Source organism: bacterium SCSIO 12741 (assembly GCA_024398055.1).
Classification (GTDB): Bacteria; Bacteroidota; Bacteroidia; order Flavobacteriales_G; family Salibacteraceae; genus SCSIO-12741.
The window spans coordinates 360,568-386,398 of sequence record CP073749.1 but is presented as its reverse complement, the minus strand read 5'-3'; the positions used below and the strand labels follow the sequence as shown (position 1 = coordinate 386,398).

17 protein-coding genes, 1 other RNA gene, 2 pseudogenes and 1 riboswitch are annotated in these 25,831 nt (G+C 43.7%); of the genes and pseudogenes, 7 read left to right on the top strand and 13 right to left on the bottom strand.

Annotated features, from left to right (window positions below; genetic code table 11):
- Window positions 1-66: 66 nt before the first annotated feature.
- Window positions 67-4,608, top strand: a complete 4,542-nt coding sequence (locus KFE98_01705; GenBank protein ID UTW62898.1) for a hypothetical protein — start codon at window positions 67-69, stop codon at window positions 4,606-4,608.
- A 263-nt stretch (window positions 4,609-4,871) separates the two neighbouring features.
- Here KFE98_01705 and KFE98_01700 read toward each other — a convergent pair whose 3' ends face one another.
- Entirely contained in the window at window positions 4,872-5,768 is an 897-nt protein-coding gene (locus KFE98_01700; GenBank protein UTW62897.1) for a lysophospholipid acyltransferase family protein, read from the bottom strand.
- A gap of 100 nt (window positions 5,769-5,868) precedes the next feature.
- Between KFE98_01700 and KFE98_01695 the strand changes: the two genes are divergently transcribed.
- Window positions 5,869-8,079, top strand: a complete 2,211-nt coding sequence (locus KFE98_01695) for a carbohydrate binding family 9 domain-containing protein (protein ID UTW62896.1) — start codon at window positions 5,869-5,871, stop codon at window positions 8,077-8,079.
- Between the two features lie 73 nt (window positions 8,080-8,152).
- Window positions 8,153-9,136, top strand: coding sequence for a PAS domain-containing protein (locus tag KFE98_01690; protein UTW62895.1), 984 nt, complete (start codon window positions 8,153-8,155; stop codon window positions 9,134-9,136).
- A gap of 187 nt (window positions 9,137-9,323) precedes the next feature.
- Here KFE98_01690 and KFE98_01685 read toward each other — a convergent pair whose 3' ends face one another.
- From KFE98_01685 to KFE98_01660, 6 genes are all read right to left on the bottom strand, one after another.
- Window positions 9,324-11,441, bottom strand: a complete 2,118-nt coding sequence (locus tag KFE98_01685; protein ID UTW62894.1) for an IPT/TIG domain-containing protein — start codon at window positions 11,439-11,441, stop codon at window positions 9,324-9,326.
- 229 nt (window positions 11,442-11,670) lie between these two features.
- Window positions 11,671-14,142, bottom strand: a complete 2,472-nt coding sequence (locus tag KFE98_01680) for a TonB-dependent receptor (protein UTW62893.1) — start codon at window positions 14,140-14,142, stop codon at window positions 11,671-11,673.
- Window positions 14,143-14,215: 73 nt separating this feature from the next.
- Window positions 14,216-14,325: riboswitch (TPP riboswitch) on the bottom strand.
- A gap of 4 nt (window positions 14,326-14,329) precedes the next feature.
- On the bottom strand, window positions 14,330-14,869 hold the full coding sequence (locus KFE98_01675; protein ID UTW62892.1) for an ATP-binding protein: 540 nt from the start codon (window positions 14,867-14,869) through the stop codon (window positions 14,330-14,332).
- Window positions 14,870-14,991: 122 nt separating this feature from the next.
- Complete coding sequence (locus tag KFE98_01670) at window positions 14,992-15,573, bottom strand: HNH endonuclease (protein UTW62891.1); 582 nt, start codon at window positions 15,571-15,573, stop codon at window positions 14,992-14,994.
- Between the two features lie 93 nt (window positions 15,574-15,666).
- Window positions 15,667-16,881, bottom strand: a complete 1,215-nt coding sequence (locus tag KFE98_01665) for an alanine dehydrogenase (GenBank protein UTW62890.1) — start codon at window positions 16,879-16,881, stop codon at window positions 15,667-15,669.
- 75 nt (window positions 16,882-16,956) lie between these two features.
- Window positions 16,957-18,081, bottom strand: coding sequence for a metallophosphoesterase (locus KFE98_01660; GenBank protein UTW62889.1), 1,125 nt, complete (start codon window positions 18,079-18,081; stop codon window positions 16,957-16,959).
- Between the two features lie 178 nt (window positions 18,082-18,259).
- Here KFE98_01660 and ssrA point away from each other — a divergent pair.
- Window positions 18,260-18,652: a transfer-messenger RNA gene (ssrA, locus tag KFE98_01655) on the top strand.
- 541 nt (window positions 18,653-19,193) lie between these two features.
- On the opposite strand, the pseudogene KFE98_01650 reads toward ssrA, so the two are convergent.
- The 6 genes and pseudogenes from KFE98_01650 to KFE98_01625 all read right to left on the bottom strand — a co-directional run bounded on the left by KFE98_01650 (window position 19,194) and on the right by KFE98_01625 (window position 22,480).
- Window positions 19,194-19,436, bottom strand: a pseudogene (locus KFE98_01650) (recombinase zinc beta ribbon domain-containing protein).
- A 276-nt stretch (window positions 19,437-19,712) separates the two neighbouring features.
- Window positions 19,713-20,171 (bottom strand): annotated as a pseudogene (locus KFE98_01645) (recombinase family protein).
- 94 nt (window positions 20,172-20,265) lie between these two features.
- The gene (locus KFE98_01640; protein UTW62888.1) at window positions 20,266-20,445 is read right to left on the bottom strand and encodes a hypothetical protein; all 180 of its coding nucleotides are present in this window, start codon (window positions 20,443-20,445) and stop codon (window positions 20,266-20,268) included.
- An 84-nt stretch (window positions 20,446-20,529) separates the two neighbouring features.
- Window positions 20,530-20,943 carry a hypothetical protein gene (locus KFE98_01635; protein ID UTW62887.1) on the bottom strand — a complete coding sequence of 138 codons (414 nt, stop codon included), beginning with the start codon at window positions 20,941-20,943 and terminating at the stop codon, window positions 20,530-20,532.
- A gap of 25 nt (window positions 20,944-20,968) precedes the next feature.
- A complete protein-coding gene (locus tag KFE98_01630) occupies window positions 20,969-21,889 on the bottom strand; it encodes a hypothetical protein (protein ID UTW62886.1) in 921 nt (306 codons plus the stop codon).
- 108 nt (window positions 21,890-21,997) lie between these two features.
- Entirely contained in the window at window positions 21,998-22,480 is a 483-nt protein-coding gene (locus tag KFE98_01625) for a hypothetical protein (GenBank protein ID UTW62885.1), read from the bottom strand.
- 888 nt (window positions 22,481-23,368) lie between these two features.
- Here KFE98_01625 and KFE98_01620 point away from each other — a divergent pair.
- Genes KFE98_01620 through KFE98_01610 form a run of 3 tightly spaced genes read left to right on the top strand, consistent with a single transcriptional unit; the run spans window position 23,369 to window position 25,741 of the window.
- A complete protein-coding gene (locus KFE98_01620) occupies window positions 23,369-23,659 on the top strand; it encodes a hypothetical protein (GenBank protein UTW62884.1) in 291 nt (96 codons plus the stop codon).
- Window positions 23,660-23,663: 4 nt separating this feature from the next.
- A complete protein-coding gene (locus KFE98_01615) occupies window positions 23,664-25,109 on the top strand; it encodes a hypothetical protein (GenBank protein UTW62883.1) in 1,446 nt (481 codons plus the stop codon).
- A complete protein-coding gene (locus KFE98_01610) occupies window positions 25,106-25,741 on the top strand; it encodes a response regulator transcription factor (GenBank protein UTW62882.1) in 636 nt (211 codons plus the stop codon). The genes KFE98_01615 and KFE98_01610 overlap by 4 nt, the downstream gene beginning before the upstream one ends.
- Window positions 25,742-25,831: the final 90 nt, after the last annotated feature.

Below are 25,831 nucleotides of genomic sequence, written 5' to 3'. Positions count from 1 at the left end.
TTTTTAACGAATCCTCCTTCTAAGTGGCTGCGTATCAGCATCCTTTATTCATCAAAATTTTTAACTATGATAGGTAACACACTTGAAAAAAAAGCATCCTGGCCTTTCTTAAATGAAATGGCAACGGGGTCAAGAAACCTCTTCTTGTTGATTTTGACTTTAGCATTTTCCCAGTTAAGTGCTCAAACGTCAAACTATCAATACACGAAGAATCAGCACCAAAAGGAAGTCATAGGTTATTTCACGCAGTGGGATGCCTGGAAAGGAGCGAACCACGGAGTGCCGAAAGGATTCTACAACCAACTTAACATAGATTACAGCCAATACACCATGCTCAACTGGTCCTTCTTTGGAGTAGCGGTGGACGGAAGTTTGCATAGTGGCGACCTTCGGGATCCTAATATCCACCAACAGGGCGTGGACCAGCAGCCTGGGGAATTGTTGTTTAGCGATACCTACTCCAGCTGGGACTACTGGTTGCTGTACGGTGATATCCAGATTATCCACTACTTGCCCACAAACCTGGATCAGCAACCCACACACGCTGACTACTGGGCATTCCGCGACTACCACTACAAAGGTGACCCGAACGGAACGGGGTGGATTAATACCCAGACCAATGAAACAGGTAGTTACCCCTTGTCATTGCCAAAGCCTGGTGGTGCCAAAGGAGTAATGGAACTGGCTCACGACAATGGCGTGAAATTGATGGCCTCTATCGGTGGATGGAGTATGTCTAAGCACTTCCCTGATGTGGCGGCTGATTCTGCCAAGAGAAAGAAGTTTGTAGAAGATTGCCAGAAGCTCATCAACATGGGATTTGATGGTATCGATATCGACTGGGAGTTTCCAGGTGCATTCAGTGGGATGAACTTCACCGGTTCTAACGCTGATTACGCCAACTTTCAAACCTTGATGACCGAAATCAGAGCTGCTATTGGCCCCAACAAGTTGTTGACGGCAGCATTTAATGCTTCCTCGGTTAAACTGAACGGGTTCAACTGGTCTGCCTTGAGCACCACCATGGATTACTTCAACATGATGACTTACGACATGCATGGCGGGTGGAGCAACAAAGCCGGACACAATTCTCCGTTGTATCCTTACACCAATGAGGAAGAAGCTGGAATGTCTTGGGACAGTACCTTTAAGTTTCTCGTATCTCAAGGCGTAAACCCAAGTCAAATTAACATGGGAGTTGCTTTTTACGGGCGTGGTGTAATCACCAATGGAAGTGCTCAGTTGAATGCTCCAACGGTAAAAGTGTCTAAAAACATCTCTCCTGACGGATTGGTGATGACGGCTGCCGATTACACCAATTGGGGACCTTTTGATGGAACTCCAACACACTATGCCATCAAAAACGATTCGGCCAATGGCTGGACCTATCACTGGGATAATGAAGCCAAGGTTCCTTACCTAACCAAGGGCAACTACTTTCTGAGTTATGACAACGTTCAATCCGTTGAGGAAAAAGCCAAGTATGTGAACACCCACAATATTGGTGGTGTAATCATCTGGCATGCCTTCGGTGATTTGGTTCCTGGTACGGTTACTCAAACCTATTCCAACAAACTGCCTCATGCACCAAGTACCTCAGCGCCTTTGGTAAATGCACTAAACCGTGTATTTGTTTCTAAAGACACTTTAGGTGGTGGAACCATTACCCCTCCACCAGCATCTCACTTGAAAGTGGTGATTAACAACCCGGCCAATGGTCAGGTCATTAGTCAAACCGCCTTGGATACCATTCCTATGGCTGTGTCCATCGAAGATACCAGCTCAAGTATCGTATACACTGCATTTACCGTAAACAATACTGCCATGAGCTTTCAGCAAGTGGGAAGCGATTATACGTTTGACTTTGTTCCTTCGGCTTTTGGAAACTACACCCTGGCTGTGGAAGCGGCCAATGCCAAAGGAGATACTTTACGGAAAAGCGTAGCCTTTAGCGTTAATCAATTGACCACTCCTCCAACAGGAACCTTGATTACCGCTACTCAGTGGGATAGTTTATTCCCTTACCGTCATGGTGGAAGTTTTGTGGGCAACAACTACGTGATCACAAACGACTTCTTCAGCTACAACAACTTCATTTCAGCCTTGGGTAAAATGGCCAATATTGAAGTGACTTTTGAAAGAAGATGTGCTACGAATTTGTACAAGATTACCCGGAAGGACAAAACCACTGGGGTAACTACTGTGATTCGCAACGATGCTGGATTTGATGGGCATTCCGCTCAGATAATGACCGAAGTGGTGGACTACGGAAACTTTGCCAACACAGGTTCTCTCGAAACCAAGCAGCGTGATTTGATGGCGTTCTTGGCCAACATTTCTCAGGAAACTACTGGCGGGTGGCCTACTGCACCAGGTGGACAATATGCCTGGGGGCTTCACTTCAAAGAGGAACAAGGTTATGCCGGTACCAACAACATTGGTTACGTGGATGCCGGAAATGCCCAATATCCTGCTGTTGCGGGTAAGTCTTACCACGGCCGTGGACCGATTCAGTTGAGCTGGAACTACAACTACGGACAAGTGAGTGAATTCCTGTATGGAGACAAAAACGTATTGCTGTCCAATCCTGATTTGGTTGCTTCTGACGGTGTATTGGCCTTTCAAACAGCCATTTGGTTTTGGATGACTCCGCAATACCCTAAGCCATCTTGCCATGACGTAATGGTAGGTAATTGGGTTGCTACCCCAGCTCAAATTCAGAGTGGGTTGCGTCCGGGATTTGGAGCTACTGTGAACATCATCAACGGTGGAATTGAGTGTAACGGCGGAACCGAAAATGCAAAAGTGTTGGGCCGTATTGCGCACTTTGATCGCTATACTGACATTATTGGTATAGGAATGGCCTTGGACGGATCCGATAATCCTTTGGAGTTGGGATGTGCCAACATGCCCGCTTTCCAAATCGATTACCAAGAGTGTAACCATGTAGCCGGAATCGCATTCCAGGCACCGGTACACAACAGTACTATTGCCATCACTTTAGGAGACACCGTTCCTGTAGCCATTACCCTCATGGATCCTAACAATGAGATCCTAAGTACGGCTACCATCGTGGAAGGAGTGACTTATACCTCGGCTTCCGTAGATTGGACTCCAAGTGCCTTTACTACTTATACTTTAGAGGCTATTGCCTACACTGCAACTGATTCTATTACAGCCAGTATTCAGGTGACCATTATCGATGAGTCTACCTCTACCGGATGTGAGGGCATTGCTGCCTGGGATGCAAGCCTGGCTTACCCAACGCCTAATCAGCAAGTAGCGCACAACAACAAGATTTACAAAAACAAATGGTATGCGAATCCAGGTGAAGAGCCTGGCGTAAACCAAGTTTGGGAATTTGTACAGAACTGTGGAACATCTGGTAATCTGGCACCAGTTATCAGTGGCGTTTCTCCAGCGGACCAAGCGGTGATTACTGCGGCTACATTAGCCCCAATTACCCTGGTGGCAACCGTTACCGATGACGATGCGGTAACCTCTGTGGATTTTGCGATCAATGGACAAACGTTGTCCGGGTCAGCTCAAGGTAGCCTATATAGCACCAGTTGGACTCCAGCGGCGTATGGAAACTACTCCTTAACTGTAACAGCTACCGACAACGATGGAGCAAGTAGTACATCTGTTGTAACCTTCACCGTTCAAAATGTGAGCACTTCCCAGGCACCTGTGGTTGGCATCAGCTACCCATTGGCCGGTGCCGATTTGGTACAAGCCAGTTTGCAGTCCATTAATCTTCAAGCTACTGCTACCGATGCGGACGGTGATCTCGCTACCGTGCAATTCCAGATTGGAGGGCAAACCTTGAATGCTGTGGCCTCTGGAAACAGTTATTCAGCCGGTTGGACTCCAGCAGCCTACGGAAGCTTTAGCCTTACTGCTATTGCTACGGATAGTACTGGAAAGGCCGATACCGCCAGCGTAAGCTTTAGCGTAAGTGCGCCAAGTACCACCGGTTCTCCTTGTGATACCATTGCAAACTGGGTTCCTCAAGTATACGCCACTGCCGGAAGCTATGTGAAGTACGATGGCAAAGTGTACCACAACGACTGGTGGTTAGCAGCTACCGATACACCTGGAGTAAGTACAGGATGGAAATTTGATTTCTACTGTAATCCTTCTACCGAGCCTAAGTTATGTGGCTACCGCATTTGGGATGCCGCTGTAATCTACGCCACTGGATACGCCGATACCGTTGTACACAATGGTGATGTATGGGTAAACCAATGGTATGCCAATGCTGGCGACGAACCTGGAGTAAACTCTGTATGGGTTGACATCGACGACTGTTCTACCGGAACCCGTTCTGCAGGTGTAGTTTCCTCCGTTCAGGATGATGTAGAGGATGAGCAAGCTATCCGGGTGGCCGTTATTCAGCATCGTTTGACCGTGAACTACGAGCAGGCGAATCAGACTTTCGCCGACCTGTTTGTTCTGGATTTGAATGGACGTGTGGTGATGCAAGAAAAGTTGGAGTTGAATACGGTGACTCAAAGTTTTGATGCTTCCAGTCTTCACGGTATTTATATCGTTAGAATGCTTGGACGTCAAGGTGAGTTTTCTAATCAACGTGTATACTTTCCCTAATCGCGATTAGAACCTAATCCTAAAGCCCCTTTGGAAGAGCCTAGCTTGACTGAAGGGGCTTTTCTTTTTACTCTTCAATCAAGGAATGAACGTCCATTCCTTCCAAAACTAAGCGTAGTTTGTAACTACGCGCTTCATATCCATTTCAAATCCATTATTCAGTTTTTAATGTGTTGGATACAGTTACAGCTGAGTGAAACGATCACTGACAACAGAGAAGTAACAAAGGGAATAATCTACTCAAAGAATGAGACGGAAACCATTTATAAAGAATGGACGTCCATTCCTTCCGGTTTCTCCCGCTTCCAACGTTTATGGGTCCAAAGCCAGCCTACTGGATCTCGTTGAATGGTTTGCTCGAGCAGAAGGGTAAACTTCTTGGTAATGTCTCCATGGTTGGTTTCTTTAGGATCGGAGCAAACATCGAGGTATTCAAACTCAAAGTGGCCACGTTTCAGCCGATTGATTCGGCAAAAAACAACAGGGATGTCTTTTTCCACGGCAAACTTCTCCGCCCCAAAGGCCACAGGAGTTTCCTGATTTAGAAAATGAACCCAATACGCCTTGTTGGCCTTATGAGGAGCCTGGTCGCTTCCAAAAATGTAACCGAAGCTTCCATTTTCTTTTTCTGCAAAAAAGCCTCTTACATCCTGAAAAGCCAGGGGCAGTAGCCCAAAGGAAGAGCGAACCGATTTTAGTTTCCCTTCCAGATAGGCGTTGCTCAATTGCTTATAGATTAATACGATTTTGTGCTTAACCGGCATATCTATGGCGAGAAACCACCATTCCCAGCTGTAGTAGTGTCCGGTAGTAATAATCACGGACTTGCCTTGCTCAAAGTAGCGGTCGAGTAATTCCGGATTGCGACAAACCATGCGTTTTTTGATGAACTCTGGACTCAGGGTCAATCCTTTTACACTTTCAATGAGGTTGTCACAGAACTGCTCGTAGAATTTCTTTTCAATGTCCTGAAGTTCCTGGTCCGATTTCTCGGGAAAGGAATTTCTAAGGTTCATCTGAACCACCTTTCTTCGGTAGCCTACCACCCGGTACATGAGGAAAAACAAAAAGTTGGAAAAGCCATAAAGTACCTTCATGGGGAGACTGCTGATAGGAAACAGCACGAGGTAGTACAAACAGGCCGTGAGAAAGTAACTCATTGCCGGCAAAATTAGGTTTTGTCGGCTTAGGTTCAGCAAGGGGTGGTTTGCTCATTTTTAGCTCTTATGGGAAGGGGATAAGTGTACCTTTGGGCCGGGAATGAAACGAGTGCTTTTGGGGATATTGCTTCTGCTGTTGATCACCGTAAACCGATCAATGGCGCAAACCCGGCCTGCCATGTCCATATCCAAAACGGATTCTGTGGTTAAGGTGGATGGGCTGCTCGATGATTTCTGCTGGAAAAATGCAGACACCATTTCTCAGTTTATTCAACACTATCCGACTGATAGTGCGCCTTCGGTCAACCGTACGGAGGTGATGATGACCTACAACGATCGCTTTATTTATGTGGCTGCTATATGCCGGAATCAATCTCGGAAGGAGTATGTTTTACAATCCTTAAAACGGGATTTTGATCTGATGACCAACGACCATTTTGCGGTCTATATCGATCCCTTCAACGATCAAGTCAATGGATTTGTATTTGCCCTGAATCCGCTGGGAACTCAAATGGAGGGAGCCCTTCAAAATGGAAGCAACATTGATAATGTTTGGGATCACATCTGGTACTCAGAAGTAAAAGATTGGGGCGATTATTGGACTTTGGAAATGGCTATTCCGCTTAAATCGATTCGCTATAAAACCGGGTTGGAAAACTGGAATATCAACTTTAGCCGTACGACTTTTAAGGATAATGAAATTGCAACCTGGGCCCAGGTTCCTTTCAACTTTAGCACCTCTACCTTGTCCAATACCGGAGCTTTGACCTGGGATAGACCCATAGAAAAAGCGAAACGCAACGTATCGATAATACCCTACGCAATTGCTCGGGCTGAGCAGGATATGGAAAATGGTGAAGCAACCAAGTTGTCAGCCAATGCCGGTGGAGACGCCAAGATCGTATTAACTCCATCGCTGAATTTGGACTTGACGATCAACCCGGATTTCTCCCAGGTTGAGGTGGATGATCAAGTGACTAACCTTAGCCGATTTGAACTTTTCTTTCCTGAAAAACGAACCTTTTTTATTGAGAATTCTGACCTCTTCGCCAAGTTTGGCTTCCGGCAAATACGGCCCTTTTTTAGCCGTCGTATCGGATTGCATCGGGGAGAGGTAGTGCCGATTATTGGTGGGGCAAGAATAAGCGGTAAGCTGTCTCGGAAACTGCGGGTTGGCGCTATGACCATGCAAACCGCACCTTTGGAAACCTCAGATTTTAAGCTGGATGGGCAGAATTACTCGGTGGCCGCTTTTCAGCAGCAAATTTTTGGACGAAGCAACATTGGGGTGATCGCGGTAAATCGACAGGCCTTTGCCAACAACCGTTTTTCGGTGAATGATTACAACCGGGTTCTTGGTGTGGATTATGATATTTATTCAGCCGACAACAAGTGGCGAGGAAAAGTCTTTTACCACAAGTCATTCGTTCCGGAAAACTACAAGTATTCGGATGCCCATGCCTCTTGGTTAATGTACAATAGCCATCATTGGTTTGTGATGTGGAATCATGAATACGTGGCGAAAAACTATGAAGCACAAACGGGCTTCGTTCCCCGAAATCGCCGGTTTAACCCCATTCAGGACACGGTGGTTCGTCAAGGGTATTGGAGGTTGGAGCCCAAACTGACCTACCGGACCTATCCGAAAAACAGCAAGATTGTAAACAACCAGTTTAGCCTGTATTTGGATCAATACATGGACGTCAATTTTGAAACCACCGACTACGATTTTCAGGTCAGCTGGGAGCAGAATCGAACCAACACCTCAGGCTGGGTACTTCGCTACAGTGAAAAGATGACCTGGCTGCTCTACGATCGGGATATCACCTTCTCGGGCAACGATCCTCATCCAGCTGGTAAGTACCAATACCGCGATGTTAAAGCCACCTACAATTCTGATATCCGCCGAAAGCTGAATGGAGAACTCGCCGTTAAGTACGGATCATACTACACCGGACAGGTATTTGATGCCACCTTGGGAATGAGGTTGAGGTTGCAGCCCTTTCTCAATTTATCCCTGGATTACAGACGGACGGAGATTCGAATGCCTCAGCCCTATGCACATACCTTTTTCGATTTGATTCAAAGCAAGGTTGAGTTAACTTTCACCCGCACCCTCTACTGGACAACCTATTTCCAATACAATGCCCAGTTAACCAACTTTAATGTGAACTCCAGGGTGCAGTGGCGCTTCCGACCCATGAGTGATTTTTATGTAGTCTACACGGATAATTATGGCACTACAGATGCTCCTTGGAGTCCCCGAAACCGCTCTTTGGTTTTTAAACTCGTCTACTGGCTTAACATCTGACCCCGGAATGTCGCTTAGCTTCCAAATGAACTGACTTATTGGAGGTAAATTAGTGAGTTAATTTGCGACACCAATGGCCCTTTCTCAACTTCTCTTAACTGAATCCGGTGATGTATTTGCTTTGTTGGATAAGGAGTTTAAGTGGGTTGAAGTTTCCGTGTCTCTGGAGCGGTTATGGGGCCACAAGCCGTCGTCCATCCTGGGTAATTCATTTCTTTCCTTGGTTCATGATGCAGATTTGAAAAGGGTTCAAGAATCTTTTTTGGAGTGCCAAAACCAGGAAGGAATTCTGGAGTTGAGAATAGGTACTACTTCAGGTGAAATTAGTTGGAACCGGCTTTCCTGGAAGAAGTTATCTGGCCCCCGATACCTCTGTACTTTCAAACCGATTGCTCCTTTAACCGAACGCGAACTTCGCATAAAACTCAACGAAGCAGCCCTTACCGATTCAGAGAAAATTGCCAAAATGGGTAGCTGGTGGGTAAATGTACAAACCCGTGAAAACCGATGGAGCAATGGCAATTTTGCCTTGTGGGGATTACCCGTTTCCGATAAGCCTCCCTCCGTGGATTGGGTCTTCGAGCAAATGGACCCGAAGGATTCGAAACGGATTCGTGATGCCATGGAGGAGGTACAACGAACGGGAGAGCAGGTGGAGTTGATGTTCCGAATTCCTCATTCTAAAGAAGGGCCGAGGTACATTATTTCCCGGGTACGGCCCTGGTATATTCAAGGCAAATTGATGGAAGTAAAGGGCGTTAATTTTGATGTAACCGATTTGGTAAAAGCCAACTTAGAATTGGAGAAAAGAAACGCCACCCTCAATCGCAAAAACGAGCAAATGCGGAATTATGCCTTCCTGAATTCTCATCATGTTAGAGGTCCCTTGAGCAGTATTTTAGGACTCATTGATTTGATCCGAATGGAACCACAAGCCTCCATGCAATACCTTCAATTGATCGAGCAATGTGCCCATGAATTGGACGAGGTGATCAACAAGATAAATCGTGAACTCGGAGAGGAAGATGGGGCAAGGATAATATCCGAAAAGGACTAATTTTTGATCGAAAGGCTTCCTAAAATCCGTTTAGCAAGAAAGCATTGAATCCTCAATAATAGGATGGAATTTGTAAAAAAAATAAGTGGTAGAAGGTAAGAGGTAAGAAGGTCAACTGGAAGGGCGGGCTGGGTTGAAAAGAAAAAGAAAACGAGTCCCAATCCGAAGATCGGGACTCGCTGAAATATTATTGCGCTACTACGATTTTCTTAGCAACGAGGGCTTGTCCTTTTTCGGCAACAGACACTACATAAGTTCCATTGCTTAACTCAAGAGCAAGACGCTGATTTACCTGAGTACCGGCATTAATCTGACGGGTAGCGATCAATTTACCTTCCAGGTTAAACACACTCAAACTCAAATCGCTTAACGATTGGGCATTTTGAAGATCCAATACCACTTCGTTATTAGCGTAGTATACCTTGTTGATTTTAACTCCTTTGATTTCTTCAACGCTCAAGGCAGAAACCGAGAAAGTCATGTTAGAAATCTCTGTAAATCCATTTACCTCAACAGATACAGACTGAGCACCGGCCTTAGCATTGAAAGGCACTTCTACAATCAGTTTTTTACCATCAGCCGAAGCTACTGGAGTACCTGCCTGAGCCGTACCAAAGTATACGGTGTTGTTAGCAGCAACTGGAGAGAAATTGAATCCTTCAATAGTTACCGTAGTTTGAACCGGACCTTGCTTAGGATTGAAGTCAGTGATAATAGGAGTAGTCACCACGTTGAAGTCAGTTGCAGACTGAACCGTAATTCCTCCAGTGGTCAATGAGATCTTTCCTGTGGTAGCACCGGCTGGAACTTCAACAATCAATTGAGAAGCATTTCCAGATTTTACGGTAGCGTTGGCTCCGTTGAAGGTAACCGTATTGTTAGCCGCAATCGGATCAAAATTGGTACCTGTAATGGTCACTTCCATTCCGGGCGCACCTGTTTTAGGATTGAAATCCGTGATGCTTGGAACAGGGCCAGTGGTCACAGTAAAGGTGTCAGGAGATACGGCAAAAAATCCATTTAACCGAACCTCTACATTTCCTGTAACAGCGTTGTTTGGAACGGTTACGATCAATTGATTTGCCGTTGACGAATTCACGGTAGCTACTGCAGCAGCTGAACCAAATCTAACGGTGTGATCTGAAGGGTTTGTACTAAATCCAGAACCGTTGATGGTAACTTGAGAACCTACTTGACCTGCATTTGGAGAAATGGAGGTAATGGTATGGATAGGTGTAGTAGTCACGGTAAAATAAGGTCCGTTTACTGGCGTACCATTAGATACCAAAGCAATAACACCGGAATTGGCTCCTACAGGGACAGTAACATCCACTTCTGTAGACGTACTTCGCGTTACGTTTCCAGGAACACCGGGTGAGAAGTACACCGCAATGTTTGAAGTAGAGAAGTTTTTACCGAAAACGGTCACTTTGGAACCTACAGGACCTGCATTGGTAGAGAGGTAATCAATAGTTGGTTGGCTACCGCCACCGGTAACCATCGCCCAACTGGAGCATGATCCATCATTGTTTGTGTTCGGATCGTTTGACATGGTAGTTTCTACACAAATCTGAAAACCTCCTGTTACCGTAGGTAGACTTTCATCAATCCCGGCAGGAGAACAATCAATGGTAAAGTTGGTTGTACCACCTGCAGCCAAGGTCTGGCCTAAGGAACCGCTTAATGGGATGGTAGTTCCGTTTCCAATTTTCAAATCAATGGTGATTGTTGTACCTGCTGGTACCGATGAGGAACCGTAGTTTACCACATCAAAGGCCAATTCGTTCAATGGAGTTCCAATTGGAATCGTAGAATTAGGATTATAACCCGTTGGGTTGGTAATTTCAACCGAACCTGGGCCAACACCCAAATCGAAGCCTTGAGAAGCTAAGGTGTAGCTTACACAGCGCGTATCGTTGGACGAAGTGGGGTCGCTTTTCAAACGGGTTCTTAAGCAATAGGTAAAAGTAGAACCTGGAGTCAGGTTATAATTACCAAAATCGAAGTTGATGTTCCAGGACTCACTTGCTCCAGGGGCAAGGGCAGCCGTGGCGAGAGGTCGAATATAGGTTTCAACCAGATTGTTATTGATCAAGCATTCGATAAAAACGGTGTCCGAATGATTCATCGGGAGTGTCATCGTCCCGTAATTTCTTATGTCGAACCCAACTTGGGTTACAACAGGGCTAACCGTAGATCCAGTGGCCGGAGAGGATATGGTACTGATTCCTACGTCAATTTGAGCGTTCAACAGGGAAGTTGAAAACAGCACAATGGCTAATGATAGGTATTTTAAAAATTTCATGTGATAGTTTTTAACGGCACAAATATACAGGTATAAACTCTTCGAGATACCTTATGCGCAGCGGTTTTGCATTTGTTAAGCCGAAATGAATCGGTTCATTTAATACAGCCGTTGGCAAAAATTGTTCCGAAAAAAATCAAACTACTCAGAATCAGTACCCACCAAAAAAAAGAACCGCCCTGTTGGAGAACAAGGCGGCTCTTTTGAGGCAGTTATGGGGCAATAACGCCTACAACTTAAAGGTTAACCCGAACAGGAAGTTCCGGGTTGCATTGGGCATGTAGCCAATCATATTGTAACGGTCTCCACCTTCGTGGTTTACGTAAGGATCTCCGGAAGAAGGATCAAATCCAGGTGAGCGGAAAGAGTAACTCCAGGCATTGGATACGTATTCTTCGCTCAGCAAATTGTTAACTTGAAAAGAAGCAACTACTTCTTTAAATAACCATTTTCTAACCCGGAATTCCAGGCGCAAATCGCTTACGAAGTAGCCATCGAGCTTGCGGTTATCGTTCTGCGTATTGTCGATGTACTGAGGCCCAACATACTTTCCAAGAAGGGAAGCGTTCAGATCGTAACGGTACTTAACTCCCTGGTCATCAAGCAGCTTAAAAAGCAATTCACCACCTGAGATAACGTTTGGAGAAAAAGCGATGTCTGTATTGTTGCGTGTAACGGCCACTTGTTCTCCAGTACTCCAATCATCGTGATAGGAAGTAAAGGACTCAATTTTGTTGGTACTGATCGTTGCATTCGCATTCAATTCCAACCAATTCAACGGAGCTACACCAATGATCATTTCCAATCCGGTACGGTAACTCTTCGGCACATTGATTTTTTTAGCTGATCCCACATCGTTTAACTCACCTGTTACTACCAATTGATCCGTGTAGTCCATGTAGTAGAAGTTCAAGTTTGCTCTCAGCTTTTTCATCTTCAAGTTGTAGCCCAACTCGTAATCGATCATTTGCTCTGGCTTTGGACGATTGCTTGCCGTGTTTTCGGTGTAATCATCGCGATTGGGCTCCCTGTTGGCCATAGACGCAGAGGCATAAAGCTCATTCACAGAATTCAAACGAACCATCAAACCAGCCTTCGGATTAAAGAAGTTTAGCTGATCGGTTTGACGCAATGGATTTCCTTGATCATCCACTCCGGTAAACTCATAAAATACATTGCGGTACTGAAGGTCAGCCGAAATGGTGATGAATTTGGCTACCAGGTAATTGGCTTTAGCGTAGACATTAAAGTCATTCTTGGTAGCGTCATTGTCATAGTAGCGGTGACGAATCTGGCTGTTGCTGCTATACTCCGACCAAATTACTTCACCATAGTGCTTACCCACATACTGGTTCCAGCCTCCACCCAAGGTGGCTTTCAATTTTCCACCCTTATCGTAGTTCAGGGAGAAAACGGTTCCGTAGAAATCGTTGTCTAACCAACGACGACGAATCAGATTTGTCTGGGTGATGGTATCGCCACCAATAATTACTGGAGCCATTCCATAATCAGCAAGGTCTTCTTTTCCGCCTTTGTTCAGCAAATCATTGTATTGATCGCCTTTGTACTGCTCAAAATAGCCGCCACCATCGGTATAGTGCAAATTGATATTGGCGCTCCAGGCATCACTGATTTTTTGGGTAAACAAAGCCTGGTAATGTGTTTGACCGTAGTTGTCCACCTCATTGTCGTAGTCATAGGGGTTGAAGGTGCGGGCACTGTCCAGGTATCGTCCTGGTATTCCGTTCCAGGCTTGGTAAGTTTTTTCCTTTCCGGCAAATGTGATCAACCTTAAGCTGGTGTTCTTTCCAACGTAAGCTGCAGACAAATAGTAGGATTTTAGATCAGAGCTTGCCCGATCCATGTAGCCATCTGAGGTAATCGTAGAAAGACGTCCATCTACTGTAAAGTGCTTACCGATCAGTCCGGTTCCAAAACCTACGCTGGCTCTTTGGGTATTGAAAGATCCACCGCCCAAAGCAACTTCTCCATAGGGTTTGTCCTTCAACTGGTTCGTTTGCATTTTAATAGATCCACCAAAGGCACCTGCACCGTTGGTAGAGGATCCTACACCACGCTGAACTTGAATTCCGTCTACCGAGGATACCAAATCAGGCATGTTGACCCACCAAACTCCTTGGCTTTCTGCATCATTAATCGGAATACCATTCATGGTTACGTTAATCCGAGTTGCGTCGGAACCTCGAATTCGAATACTGGTATAACCAATTCCTGCACCCGCATCCGATGTGGTAACCACACTGGGAGTTAAGCGAAGGACATAAGGCATATCCTGTCCAACGTTGTTGCGTTCCAATTCTTTCTTGTCGAGATCGGTGGAAGCAATTGGATCACCACTTCCAGCTCGGGTAGCACTTACCACGATTTCATCCGTTACCAAAGCATTTGGAGTTAGACTGAAGTTTAGGTCCAGGGGATCGCTACCGACTGTAATGGAGTCGATTTGTTTTTCATAACCCAGATAGCTTACCTGAATGCTGTAGTTACCTGGCTTAACCTGTAAGATTTCAAACTTCCCATCGTCACCTGAAAAGGCACCCTGATAGGTTTCGAGCAGAGCCACGGAGGCTCCAACAATAGCATTACCGTTTTCTCCGGTAACGGTTCCTTTCACTGATGTTTGCGCTTGCAGGATTGTCCCCCAAAGTGCAAACAGTACTAAAAAGCCGAGTTTCTTCATCGCTTTTCGATTTGAGCATGCAGAACCGAGTACGGGGGATGTACCACAGCACCGATGCGATTTAAGTAAATTGTGTTTCATAAAATTAATTTCCTACGCCGGCATTATCCGGATCAGGTTCCCCCGCTGTGATAGCGAAGATGGGTATGATCTCAGCCCATTCGGGCACCCCATTCAGTGGGCAAATTTAGTCCCTTTTTTTAGATGACAAATCGTTTATATAACGGATTGCACACTCGGTTCTACTTTTTCCTTGTCCTTTTAAGATGAGTGCTTCAGGGTAGCGCTTTAAGATGTTGGTTTCGTAAAGTTTGTAAAGTCGGTCGCGGTCTTCCAAATTGGGATGTTCCCGCATATCATCATGCTGCCAGGGAAGATCAGGATAGCATAAGATGACTCCGTCGTAGGTCTTTTGATCCATCCACGCCGAGGCAAAGGGATACTCTTGCCTTAGGGTATAGTGAGCCCACACCCACAACACAAAGGGACCCGTATCGCAGAGGAGCATTTTTTCTGCTTTCGAAAAAGCTTCATTCTCTGCTGCAAATTGTAGGTCACCAATGCGTTTTAGGTCTTCAAAATCGTAGTCAGGACCATATTTCTCCAGGTAGGGTCGCGCTTGTTCCCAAACTACAGGAGCCTGGAAATGATCGCTAAGTTCCTGTGCCAGGGTTGATTTTCCCGTGCTTTCAGGTCCGGAGATTAATAACCGTAGAGGTGCCATCATTTTGGGCAAAAGTACGGTTATGAATTTTGAATTCTGAATATCGAATTTTGAATTCCGACAGTTTTGGACAGAGGTCTATCGGAATTCAAAATTCAACATTCGATATTCAGACTTCAAAAAAGCTATTGGCTATTTTGAGGTTTCAGCTTCAGCGGGTTAATTCCTACATCAGCCCAGTTTTCTCCACGTTTGATTCGGTAGAGTTGCATTTCGCTGATGCCGAATTCCCGAGCCAGCATTTTGAGCCGGGTTCTTCTTTTGGGGTCAAAAATTCTCTTCTTAAGCCGGATTACCTCAGTTTCGGTGAGCTTGGTGTAATTTCTTTGTCCGTACACGATTCTTCGGTTCGGGTTTTTGGAGAGGTGCTCATTCAATGAATCCTGATTGGCCCAGGCCAAATTGGTCACGTGATTATTGGTTTTAACAAAATCGCGGTGAATCACACTTGACTCACCTTCTTCTGGAGGAGCTAAAAAATGAAGCGCCACCAGTTTGTGGATGTACTTTAACGAGGCCTTTCTATTGGCCATGCGAAAAGTAATGGCGGGGTAGCCATCTACAAGATGGGCTTTTAGAAGACTTCCCTCTGGATTTTGGGCATAACTTCTAATTCTACCGTGGTTCGATATTTCGTATTTCTTTTTGGGTTGGAAGCCGGGCATGGACAGTTCTTTCCATTCCTCGTCCCGAAAGCTGGTGCTCATGGTTGTTCGAATTTTAAATGAAAAAGGGTACAAATTGGTTTAACGACCGAAGTCGGTTCCTACAAAGGTAACGATAAAATGTACCCACAAGTATCAGGCCACATAATCGGCCAGGTAGGAGTAGTAGCTGGTGAGCTCTCCGTCCTGGGTAATGGTGGCGCGATCTATGATCGAGGTAGGATCATCTCCTAACAGGGCTGGCAAAATGTTCTGAATGAACTCTTGACCAAAGTCCCGGGAGGCGTCCTTAGGCAGCTCGCAAGGTAGATTGTCTACGGCCATCACGGTGATTCCTGCTGGGTTGTTCCAGTCGGTTTCGGTTTCGCTTTCGGCCAGGTATCCGTACAATGGATCGGCGATGGTAGATGGACGTAGGGTAGAGGCTACCGGTCCATCAATGTCGCAGGAAATATCGGCCACTACTTCGATTTTGAAATCGGAACTCTTGGCTTGCTCACGGGTGAACAAGTATGGAGAACCGTCTTTCCAGAAGTGACAGGCAAAATAAAGATCAGACACCTGAGCAAAACGCATAAAATCGTCTGTATACAAATCTGGGTGCTCGAAAAACTCCGCGGTAGATCCTTCGCCACCGTCTTTTCTTTTGTTGTAATCGGTTACCCGAAGCTGGCAGTAAACGGCTTCATCATAGGACTGAGTAAGAAAATCATCGGCGCTCACTTTTTTAATCGACAAGGCAGATAGAATTTCCATCGCTCCATGAGCAACACGACCATTTCCAGTCAATACCATTTTGGGTGGATTTGCCGGATCGAATTTCACCTTGGCCAATTCACCTTCCATTTCAGCGCGGTCTTCACATTTCCAGGCCGGCTTTAGGTCGTATAAACCATGACGTTTTCCATAGGCCAAAAGACCGTTGTAAGCTCCCACGATTCCAGCATATCGGCCAAATCCGATTAGGCGGCGTCCTTTATCATTGGTCAGGCATTCGTAATCGATCAGGCGAATTTTATCGGCCATGATTTTCCGAAGCAAATCCCGGTTGTAAGGCTGCTTTTTAATCGTGTGGGAGAAGAAGAAATAGGTTTTTCCCGGAATCAATTGATCCTTGGGAACCTCTTTTACACCCATCAAAACGTCACAATCGCTTAAATCAGTCACCACAGATACACCCAGGTTGGCATATTCTTCGTCTTTAAATCGACGGATCGGGCTACTTTCAACCACCCATTCCACTTGAGGATATTCCTTCATCATTGCAGCAACCTGCTCAGGTGCCAATGGGACTCTCTCGTCTGGTGGAGTTTTACCTTCTCTGATAATGCCGATTTTAAGCTGATCCATGGGTTCCAAATTTGCCGGCAAAAATAGCCTATTCAAGCGATTGGCAAAAGGCCTTGTACGATCAAAAAGAGCGAATTAATTTCCTGATCGATAAGGGTTCGTATTCTTCGTCCAGGTGAGTATTGTACTGTCTCTAACGGAATTGGGAGAATCAGGCATGCCCAGGTAGTAGTGTTGGGGATTTACGTCGACTCCTTTAGAGATAAGTTTTACCTCGCCATTGCTGAGAATATGAATCATAGAATAGCCAAAGAAGGTGGCAGTACCCTCCGTTCCACCGTTACCGGCAATGATCTGATAGGTGCCTGTGTCTTGAGGTTGCATGCGTTGGTAATCATGAACGTGGGCGGACAACATGGCTAACACATGATGCTTTTGCATAGCGGGCCAAAGTACAGGACCTTCGGGCAGTCCTCTATGACCAGTTTCCGGAACACCGCTCACGTAATAAGGCTTGTGGCCCAAAACAAAAACGTGGTCAATATCGGGATCGTTCTGAAATTGCTTGATTTTGGCAATGATCCAATCGGTTGGAATCAAGCCTTCATCCCCTTTTGGATCGGTTGGTCGAATAGCATTATAGGTATCCGTATTCATCAGGATAAAACCAATTCGGTTTCGAACAATGGAGTAGGTCAATCGATTCGCCAAACTGTCCGGTCCTCCAATTCGATCACGATCGTTTGGCATGTATCGACTCATGTGTTTAAGCCAGGTATCAGTCGCTCCCTGGAGTGGCCATTCGTCGTGTACAGAATCTCCTGGGTACTCCTTGTAGTAGAGCATTTCGTGGTTACCCGGCACCGCAATCAGTTCTATGCCCATTTTGCTAATGTTACTAAAGGCGGGATCCTGATATTGTGCCACCCAGGCTTGCAATTGGGTGTCAAGCTTTGAAGTATCCGACAGCCCTTCTACCAAATCTCCTAGAAAGAATAACACATCAGGCCTTTCTTTTTCCGCCGCAATCTCGTTGAGTGTTCGTTTTAGTACCTGAACATTTGCCGTTGAGGCATTCGTTGCCGCCGGGTTATCCCGATCCGAGTAATTGACTCGGTTGCATCCCACGAAGGCGAATTTGTAAACCACTTCTGGTTCAGCTTCAACGATCGGTTTATCTTTGGGTTTATTCGTTTCCGACTGGCAAGCCGAAAGCATTATCAAGAGGCATAAGGCCGAGTAGAGGAGGGGAGATTTCATAAAGGTGCGTTTGAATGAAACAGCAAGATTGGATTTTCCAAGCAGGCTGGCAATAGGTAATTTTACTTGAATCTCGGATGGTATGGATGACTCAGAATGAATGCTTTAACAAGCTATAAGCCAGATACAGGTAAATCAATGTTTTTTAGACCTATTTTTGCGTCAGTTCTTTATTTCAGGGGTCGACTGGTTTTGACAGCATGATGAAGAGTTGAGTAAGCATGTCGGGTTTGGCAGAATCTCCCGTAATCGATATTGCAACTTTTTAGTTGGCGAAAACAACTATGCACTCGCAGCTTAATAGCCCAAGGCAATTGGCTTAATTCCTACACAAGGTGTATGGAACGAGTACCTCCCGCACCTGGATCGTTCAACAACGGGTGTAGCCGGAGGTCCATTAGGTTGAACTGGTCCTAATAAGGCTTCGGTATTAGGATAAGATTAAGAAGATAAGTTCGGAATTCGGCTTCCTATGGCCTGATCCGGATCGAAAACCAATTGTAGGATAAACATGTAGAAAGCTGGATTGTTCCATGTTTGGACGCGGGTTCGAATCCCGCCGACTCCACTACTAGGGATTGAATGGCATCAGTGTCGTTTGATCCCTTTTTTGATTCTTGTAATTGATTGATTACTTGGGTGATGTGTTTGAGAGGGGCGATAAGTTCAAGGGTTCGAACTTCATTTTTGAAAAAAACAATCGGTTTGGCAAGGATCGAAACCATGAGTTTCTTTTTTAACTCAGTAGAGGCGGAATCATAGTATTTGTCGAGGTTTTGGACAAAGCCGACAGACCAATTCAGTAAACGGGTTAAATCCGAATTGGTATTTTCCATCCCTTTCAATTCTTGTTTTTTCATGGAGCATTCCAAGTCCATTCGCTGCTTCATTTCGCTGTAATCCTCAATTTCGAGTTTGCCACTTAGGAGCATATCTTGGAGCCTTTGTTTCTTTTCTGAAAGCTCTTTTATTTCTTTCCGTATTACCCTAGCCTTGCTTTTGGCATTTCCCTTGGTGCTTTCAAAAACATCCTTCAAGATTTTTTTATACAATTCCACAGATTCAGGGCAAAACTTGATGGAGGCGAAATACCTTTGGATTGCTTCGTGAATAAGATCGGCTCGAAATCTCTCTTTGCATCCATTGCGACAGTGGTAGTAATAGTATTTTTTGCCCAGTTTTCCTCGTGAGCCTGAACCGGTAAGATTGCTACCACAATATCCACATTTAAGGTGCCCACGCAGATACAATGAATCTTCAATTTCGGAGTTGTTTTTTACCACTATTGGTTTTAGACCTTTCAATACTCTTTGGGTTTTGTAAAAAAGGTCTTCCGACACTAGTGGTTCGTGTATTCCCTCTACCCAAAACTCCGGTTCATTTTTTGAAGCAGGAACTTTGACTTTTCCTAAATAGTAGTTGTGCCTCAATATTCGGTGGAATTGGTTAATGCTTCTATCCAATCCTTTTTGACGCATCATTCTATGCGCCTCAACGATGGAGTACAAGCCGGAACCAACGAGCTCAAATGCCTTGGAAATCAGTTTTGATTTTTCAGGATGGGGAATAACGATGGGTCTGTTGTTTTCATCTCGGGAATTTTTGTAACCGAAAGGTGCCAATTTAGTGGTTCTTCCCATGAGGCTTGCTCGCCTGATTCCTTTACGTATGTTCAACGCTCGTCTGGCATTTTCGGCTTGCGGCATCGAAATATAAACTCCAAGGGTAATTGCGCTTTCTGGAATGCTGAAGTCAATGGGTTGCTCAACTGATTGAATTTCTATTCCATACTTTTCGAATTCCTGCATCATTTGGTAAGCGTCTGCCGCATTTCGACTAAACCGACTCCAATTCACAAAGAGTAACTGATCAATAGACCGCTTATTCGCCTGGGCAAATTTTTTGAGTTTTTGGAATTCCGGACGGTTAAAGGATCTAGCTGAGTATCCATCGTCACTGAATTCAGCAACGATCTCGTAGTTTTTGGCTTCGCAATGTTCTCTAAGCCGAATCACTTGGTCGTGGAGACTGTAATTCGATTGATCATCGGTACTTACCCTTGAATATAAAATGACTCTTTTGGTATGCATAGTTTAGAAGTTATAAGCCAGTTAGCCCGCAAGTTTCTGCCGAAGGCAGAAGCAACAAGCGGGCCAAACTCAAGTTAACAAAAATGAAAATTGATTAAGCTGCTCTTTTGGAAGATTTTTTACCCATCTGTTTCTTTCGATGGTCGTCCAAATAAGCACGAACCTGAATTCGGGCTATTTGATAAAAGAAATCCCGGATTTGTGCTACCTGATCGGGAGAGAATTTGTCCTTACCCGAGTTAAGGGTTTTTTCAGATTGTTTCAATGAAATCATTGTTTGATCATTTTGGGTTCAACAATCGCAGAAAGCCTTTTGACTTCTACCTTAATTCAAGCAGGTGAGGGTGAATCGGACGGGTTAACCAAAGGTCTGCCCGAGAGTAAAAGCCATGTGGAAGGCCCTGGATGCTTGGGTATTCGGCTCGTTATATTTGTAGTTCAGCCAATTGATAAAATCCAAAAGCCAAAAAAGCTGGTCCGTTTTTTCATGCGTGGCAAGACCATAGTTAAAAACGATTTCCTGGTTTTTTGACGCTGCTATTCCCATAATAAAGGGAAGTTCATTTGCGTCAAACTCTTTAGAATGGGTTTTTCCAGAGTCGTCCAAAAACTCAATTTTTACGGGCTCATTGGGATCAACATTTTTGATTTCAAAAAATGCTGTAAACCTGAGGTCTGCCATTTTCAGTTTTCCTTTTTTGGTATAGTAAACCAAAACACATCGAGTTAGAATAAAGCCTTCTTCGTCGAATATATATCCTCTTAGTTTCATAATTCAAAGTTTATTGGGTTAACATTTAAAGGTTTGGTTGCGAGTGGTTGTGTGCTTCTCTGTCAGGCGATTCATTACCTGGGGTGTTTTCTTGAGAGGTTTGACTTTTGACTTTTTGAACAGAATCAGCAAAGTGTTTCATCTTTAGATATTCGCCAACTACAAAAGCTTCTATGCGATCCATTTTCAATAAACAATTCATTAAGTGATCATGGTATTCACTTTTGCTTCGGACTTCTTCCACTTCTCTTTCAGCCCCATCCAATGAACTATTAGAAAGTTTTGATGCCCATGCAGAAACCAGAGTTTTGCCGATTGACGTAATATTGTTTAACGCCTGTTCATTCCCTAATACTCGATCGGCAATGCCTCCTAAACCCGAATCCTGATCCTGTTGAATTCGTCTTTGCTCAAGTTCATGTTCGGCATGCAACATCTTCAGTTCTGAACGTAAATTGAAGTTTTTGTTTTTTAGCTTCTTTATTCGTTGCTCTAACTTACTTCTGAGTTTTCGAATACGTTCTTCAGACTCATCTCGATATTGAATATAATAGCCTTCTAATTGCGCTATTCTATCCTGGTATTCCTGAATATTCTCTTTTCCTTGCTCGACCAATTGATACAGGAAAATTTCAGTGTTTCCCTTGGGGCGAAACAATGGAATAGATACCCCATCTTTAGTCTTCGCATTTGACACTCCTTCACGATTTTTTTCTTGACCATTCATACTTATAAAATTATTTGTGCGATAATCCTTATCGCAAGATTTACATCGATAGCTATAGCCGTTATTAGATTCCCTGGAACTGTCTTTGGAGAATTGATTTAGGGGTTTCTCTTCTCCGCATTTATTGCAGGTCTTTGTGTTTTTTACTGGACGAAATTGAAATTCATCTTCTCCCCATTCTCCATTTTCAGGATACTCATTCGAACACGATTCTTCCATTGTAAATCTGATTAAGTCACATAGGGAAATATGCCCCTACATTTGGAGGTAGTCAGAAAAAGGAAAAACCTAAATCAGAAAACGAAATAATTATAGAATTTAACAGACTTAGTAATCTTTTGAGAACTCCAATCCCTTGTCTTTTAGGTATTTTCGAACCTTTCCAATAATTACATAAAAATACGCGGGTTCAATGCTGTAATGGAGACAAATGGCCTTAGTTGACATGCCGTTATAGTATCTTAGGAATACATCTGTATAGGTCGAATTGGGAAATTTTCCAAGCCAGAACATAATCACCGCTTCCATCATTTGGGCTTCGGCCTTAGGCTGATCAATTATTATGTGTTTTTCTGCATCGAATTGAGTCCAATAGGTAAATCGCTTTTTCTCTTTAAAGAGATACTTTCCATCTTTTTGGTGTAGTTCTTCTTGTTTGGCAGATCGTCTTCTTTTCCACTTGAAAATTTCTTGTTTAATGGCTTTTTTTATGAGAGCTTTTGGACTTTTTACGTCAATTTTTTTGCATTTGATAAAATGAAATAGGGTAGCCGTGAAGATTTCATCAAACGTAGAAGGATATTTTGCCAAGGTTCCTTTATTGCAGAGATCTCGACATAGCTGAAGTATTAAAAAATAATGTTCAAAGGCAAATTCCTTCATGGGTTAGGCCGTGGGTTGTTACTAACCTGCAAGTGGATTTAGTCGTTGAGTTTGCTGAAAGATCGAAACTATGGTTGGTATTAGGACGCAGCAATTCTGATTTTGGTACGTATTAAGTTGTTAAAAACCAATGTTTGGTTGGAAATTGATGCTAAATGGTCTAATTGAAAGGCTAAAACCATCGAACCATTGGTTTTTTTAATTAAATACCACGATAAAACCACAGCTATTGATCTGGGAATGGTATTTTTTTCACATATACCGGATTAATCGGTTAAGCAAGAAGAAAAACCATTGGACCCAATGGTTTTTCTTGGTTCTGGGTATTTAAGATTAAAATGACTTCCCGATTATTAAATTTTCAACTCATTTTTTTTTAAATCACGCAGAATAGTTGAAAAAGGTTAAAAACTATGGTTCTTACTACCCGAATTTACTTCCACCAATTTCCAATATATCCAGTAAGAACCGGGATTAGTTGTAATAATTAAAACTACCCATTCAGGTGGGCAATATTGGATGAAACAACTATTTATTTGGAACTAATGAGCCATTCGGGGATTAGGGTCATTCTGAACTCCTATTGGACAGTTTAGTTTTAAGGTTGGCACGTTTGCGGAGTATTCTGCATTCGTTGCATGGAACCTCGCATTGGCGGGGTTCTTTTTAAGATTGGTTGGTTGGCCTTCTCCTTGTGAGGAGGTGGTTTTGCCCTCGCTGTTGAATCGGCGGGGGCTTTTTATGGTATTATTTATCTTTGGGTCAAACCGTCAGCCTTCACTAAAATTGCAGGATTGCTGGCCTTAAACAATTACCATGATTTATGACCCTTTTGATGTTTCATTAGTTGCTAATGGTTCAACCGATGCCGATTTACAATTTAAGTGCAATGTTGGAGAAGGATTCAATTTACAGTTTCAGACCCGAACACCAGGTAGTCCTGAAGGGAAAGTATCCTTCGATAGGATACCTGATGCATCGCAGACTAGTCCAACAGTTTTGATTAATCATGAAATTACAGATCGTGCCTCTGGGGAAAATGAACTATTGATTTTGGTAACAAGTGGTGGAAAGGTAAGAGGGCGTAGGGTGGTAGCCTATTCATGATCTTTTGAATGCAGTAGTTAAAATACTCTCAATATGTCTTCTAATATTGATATTCGGCAAGACTTCAAGAGCCCACTTGGATTCGATAACCATTTATATCAATTCAGGAGATCTGGTTAAGGCTTCAAGACTTTGTCATAGTGTTTTATCTGGTGAGGACCCTGTTGGAAGAATTAATGCCTATAGAAACTTGGGTACCATAAATTCCATTCAAGGGTTTAATAAGAAAGCGAATGAGTATTACAGAAAGTCTATTTCAGAGGCATGTACATTAAGAGCTGATTCTCTTGAGGTTTTAGCCTTGAATAATTTAGGAATCCATTTTCTCCAGATGGGGAGGTTGGATTCAGCCCAGCGAGTGTTTTTCAGATGCAGGGAGAAAGCTGAGGTTTTGAAAGATACCGTCCAATTGATTAAATCTCATATAAATCTGACTGCTCTTGCCACCGAAAAAGGAGATTTTGATCAAGCTGATTCTTTGATTAGAAAGGCGACAAGATGGGCTGAATCAAAACAAAATGTTCGCCTTCAATTTATTTGTAACCATAGCATTGGCGACCTGAGAAATCAACAGACGAGGTACCAAGATGCCAAAATCTGGTTACACAAGGCCGAAAAGCTTGGTACAAAACTGAGCGATTCACTTTTGTTAGCTGACTTATACCATAATCTTTATGTCGCCTACCATAATTCAGGAGACTATTCTATTGCGACTGAGTACAAAAAAAACAGAGATCGAATTGAGAATTCCAGATTCTCTGCTAACGAAAAGGCTGTGATTCTTTCTCAAGATTGGGAGGCTAATATCCTTCAAGGTTTGCGCCAAAATAACAGGTTTTGGCTTATCGTCATTACTTTTTTTCTGTTGATTATAATCGGCTTGGTGGCAACAGTATTTGTCGTTAAGAAGAGAAAACGAGATCAAGATTCCTTGAGGCAAATATTGACCAACTCAAATAAGCGTGACCAAAAAAATTCGAGATTGATTTATGATGAGATCATGAATGAATTGCTGTCCCTGCGTTTCAGGTATCCCGAAGATTCAGATTTTCAAGAGGTGCTTCAAAATGCAACGGATAGCCTCGCCATGATTGCGGATGTCATTTCGCCGGCAAGTATGAGAGATTCTGGATTACGTTTAACTGTTGAGTGGTTGGCCAAAGCCCATGAAAGAGTGAATGGAACCCGAATAAATATTGAGTATAAGAACCTTGAAGAAACCTATGCAGGAAAGAATGATTTAAGTATCTATTACTTGATAAATTACCTGCTGTCTTATGTAAAAAAGGGTGAACTGTACCTCACTTTGGAGCGTGATGATCAATCAACGATAATTACAGCAGATGTTGGTAAGCCCTTGACTCCTCTAAAGATATTATTAGAAACCTCCATCCCTGATGGTGGCCGATTAACCTTAAACAAGACTAAATTAAATGCAGTTATTCCATGATCCACCTTGTTTGTATTGACCACCATCAATCTTTTTTGGACGGTCTATCCCTGCACTTATCTCAGCAGGAAAAAATGGAAGTGGTTGGTTGTTTCTCCGACCCACTTGAGGCTATTCGAAAAATTGATTGGACATCCGTCGAGGTCCTAATAATAGAAGTTCGACTAAAAAAGGCTTCGGCCTATGAATTTGCGGCTATTGCAAGAGCATTTAATTCAGAGATTCGAATAATTGGAATATCGGCCATAAGTATTGGTAAAAGTCGACAACGACTAAAGGAGTTTGATCTGTTCAATGATTTCGTTGAGAAGCGCGAACCCATAAAATCATTAATAGCTTCAGTTCACCATGTTTTGACGTTTCCAACGTCTAAGAAATCGTCCAAATTTCTTTATCAGATTAAATCAGCTAAAAGTAAAGGACTGGATGTGGAGTTAAGTGAACATCAATTAAGATTACTCAAACTACTCCTTGATGATTGTACTTATTCAGAAATGGCCGATATCCAACATGTCTCTGTCAATACCGTTAAATATCACCTTAAGTTGCTTTATAAGAATTTGGGAGTGACAAGTCGAGGCGCTGCGATTCAGGCGGCTTATGAATTTGGTTTTGTTGATTCGGCCTCTTAAAACAATGAAAAATGGATCACAACGACCCAATAGGGTAGTGGGTTTTCGTTGAGAAATACCATTTGCTAGTGATTTTCAAGATGTGAAATG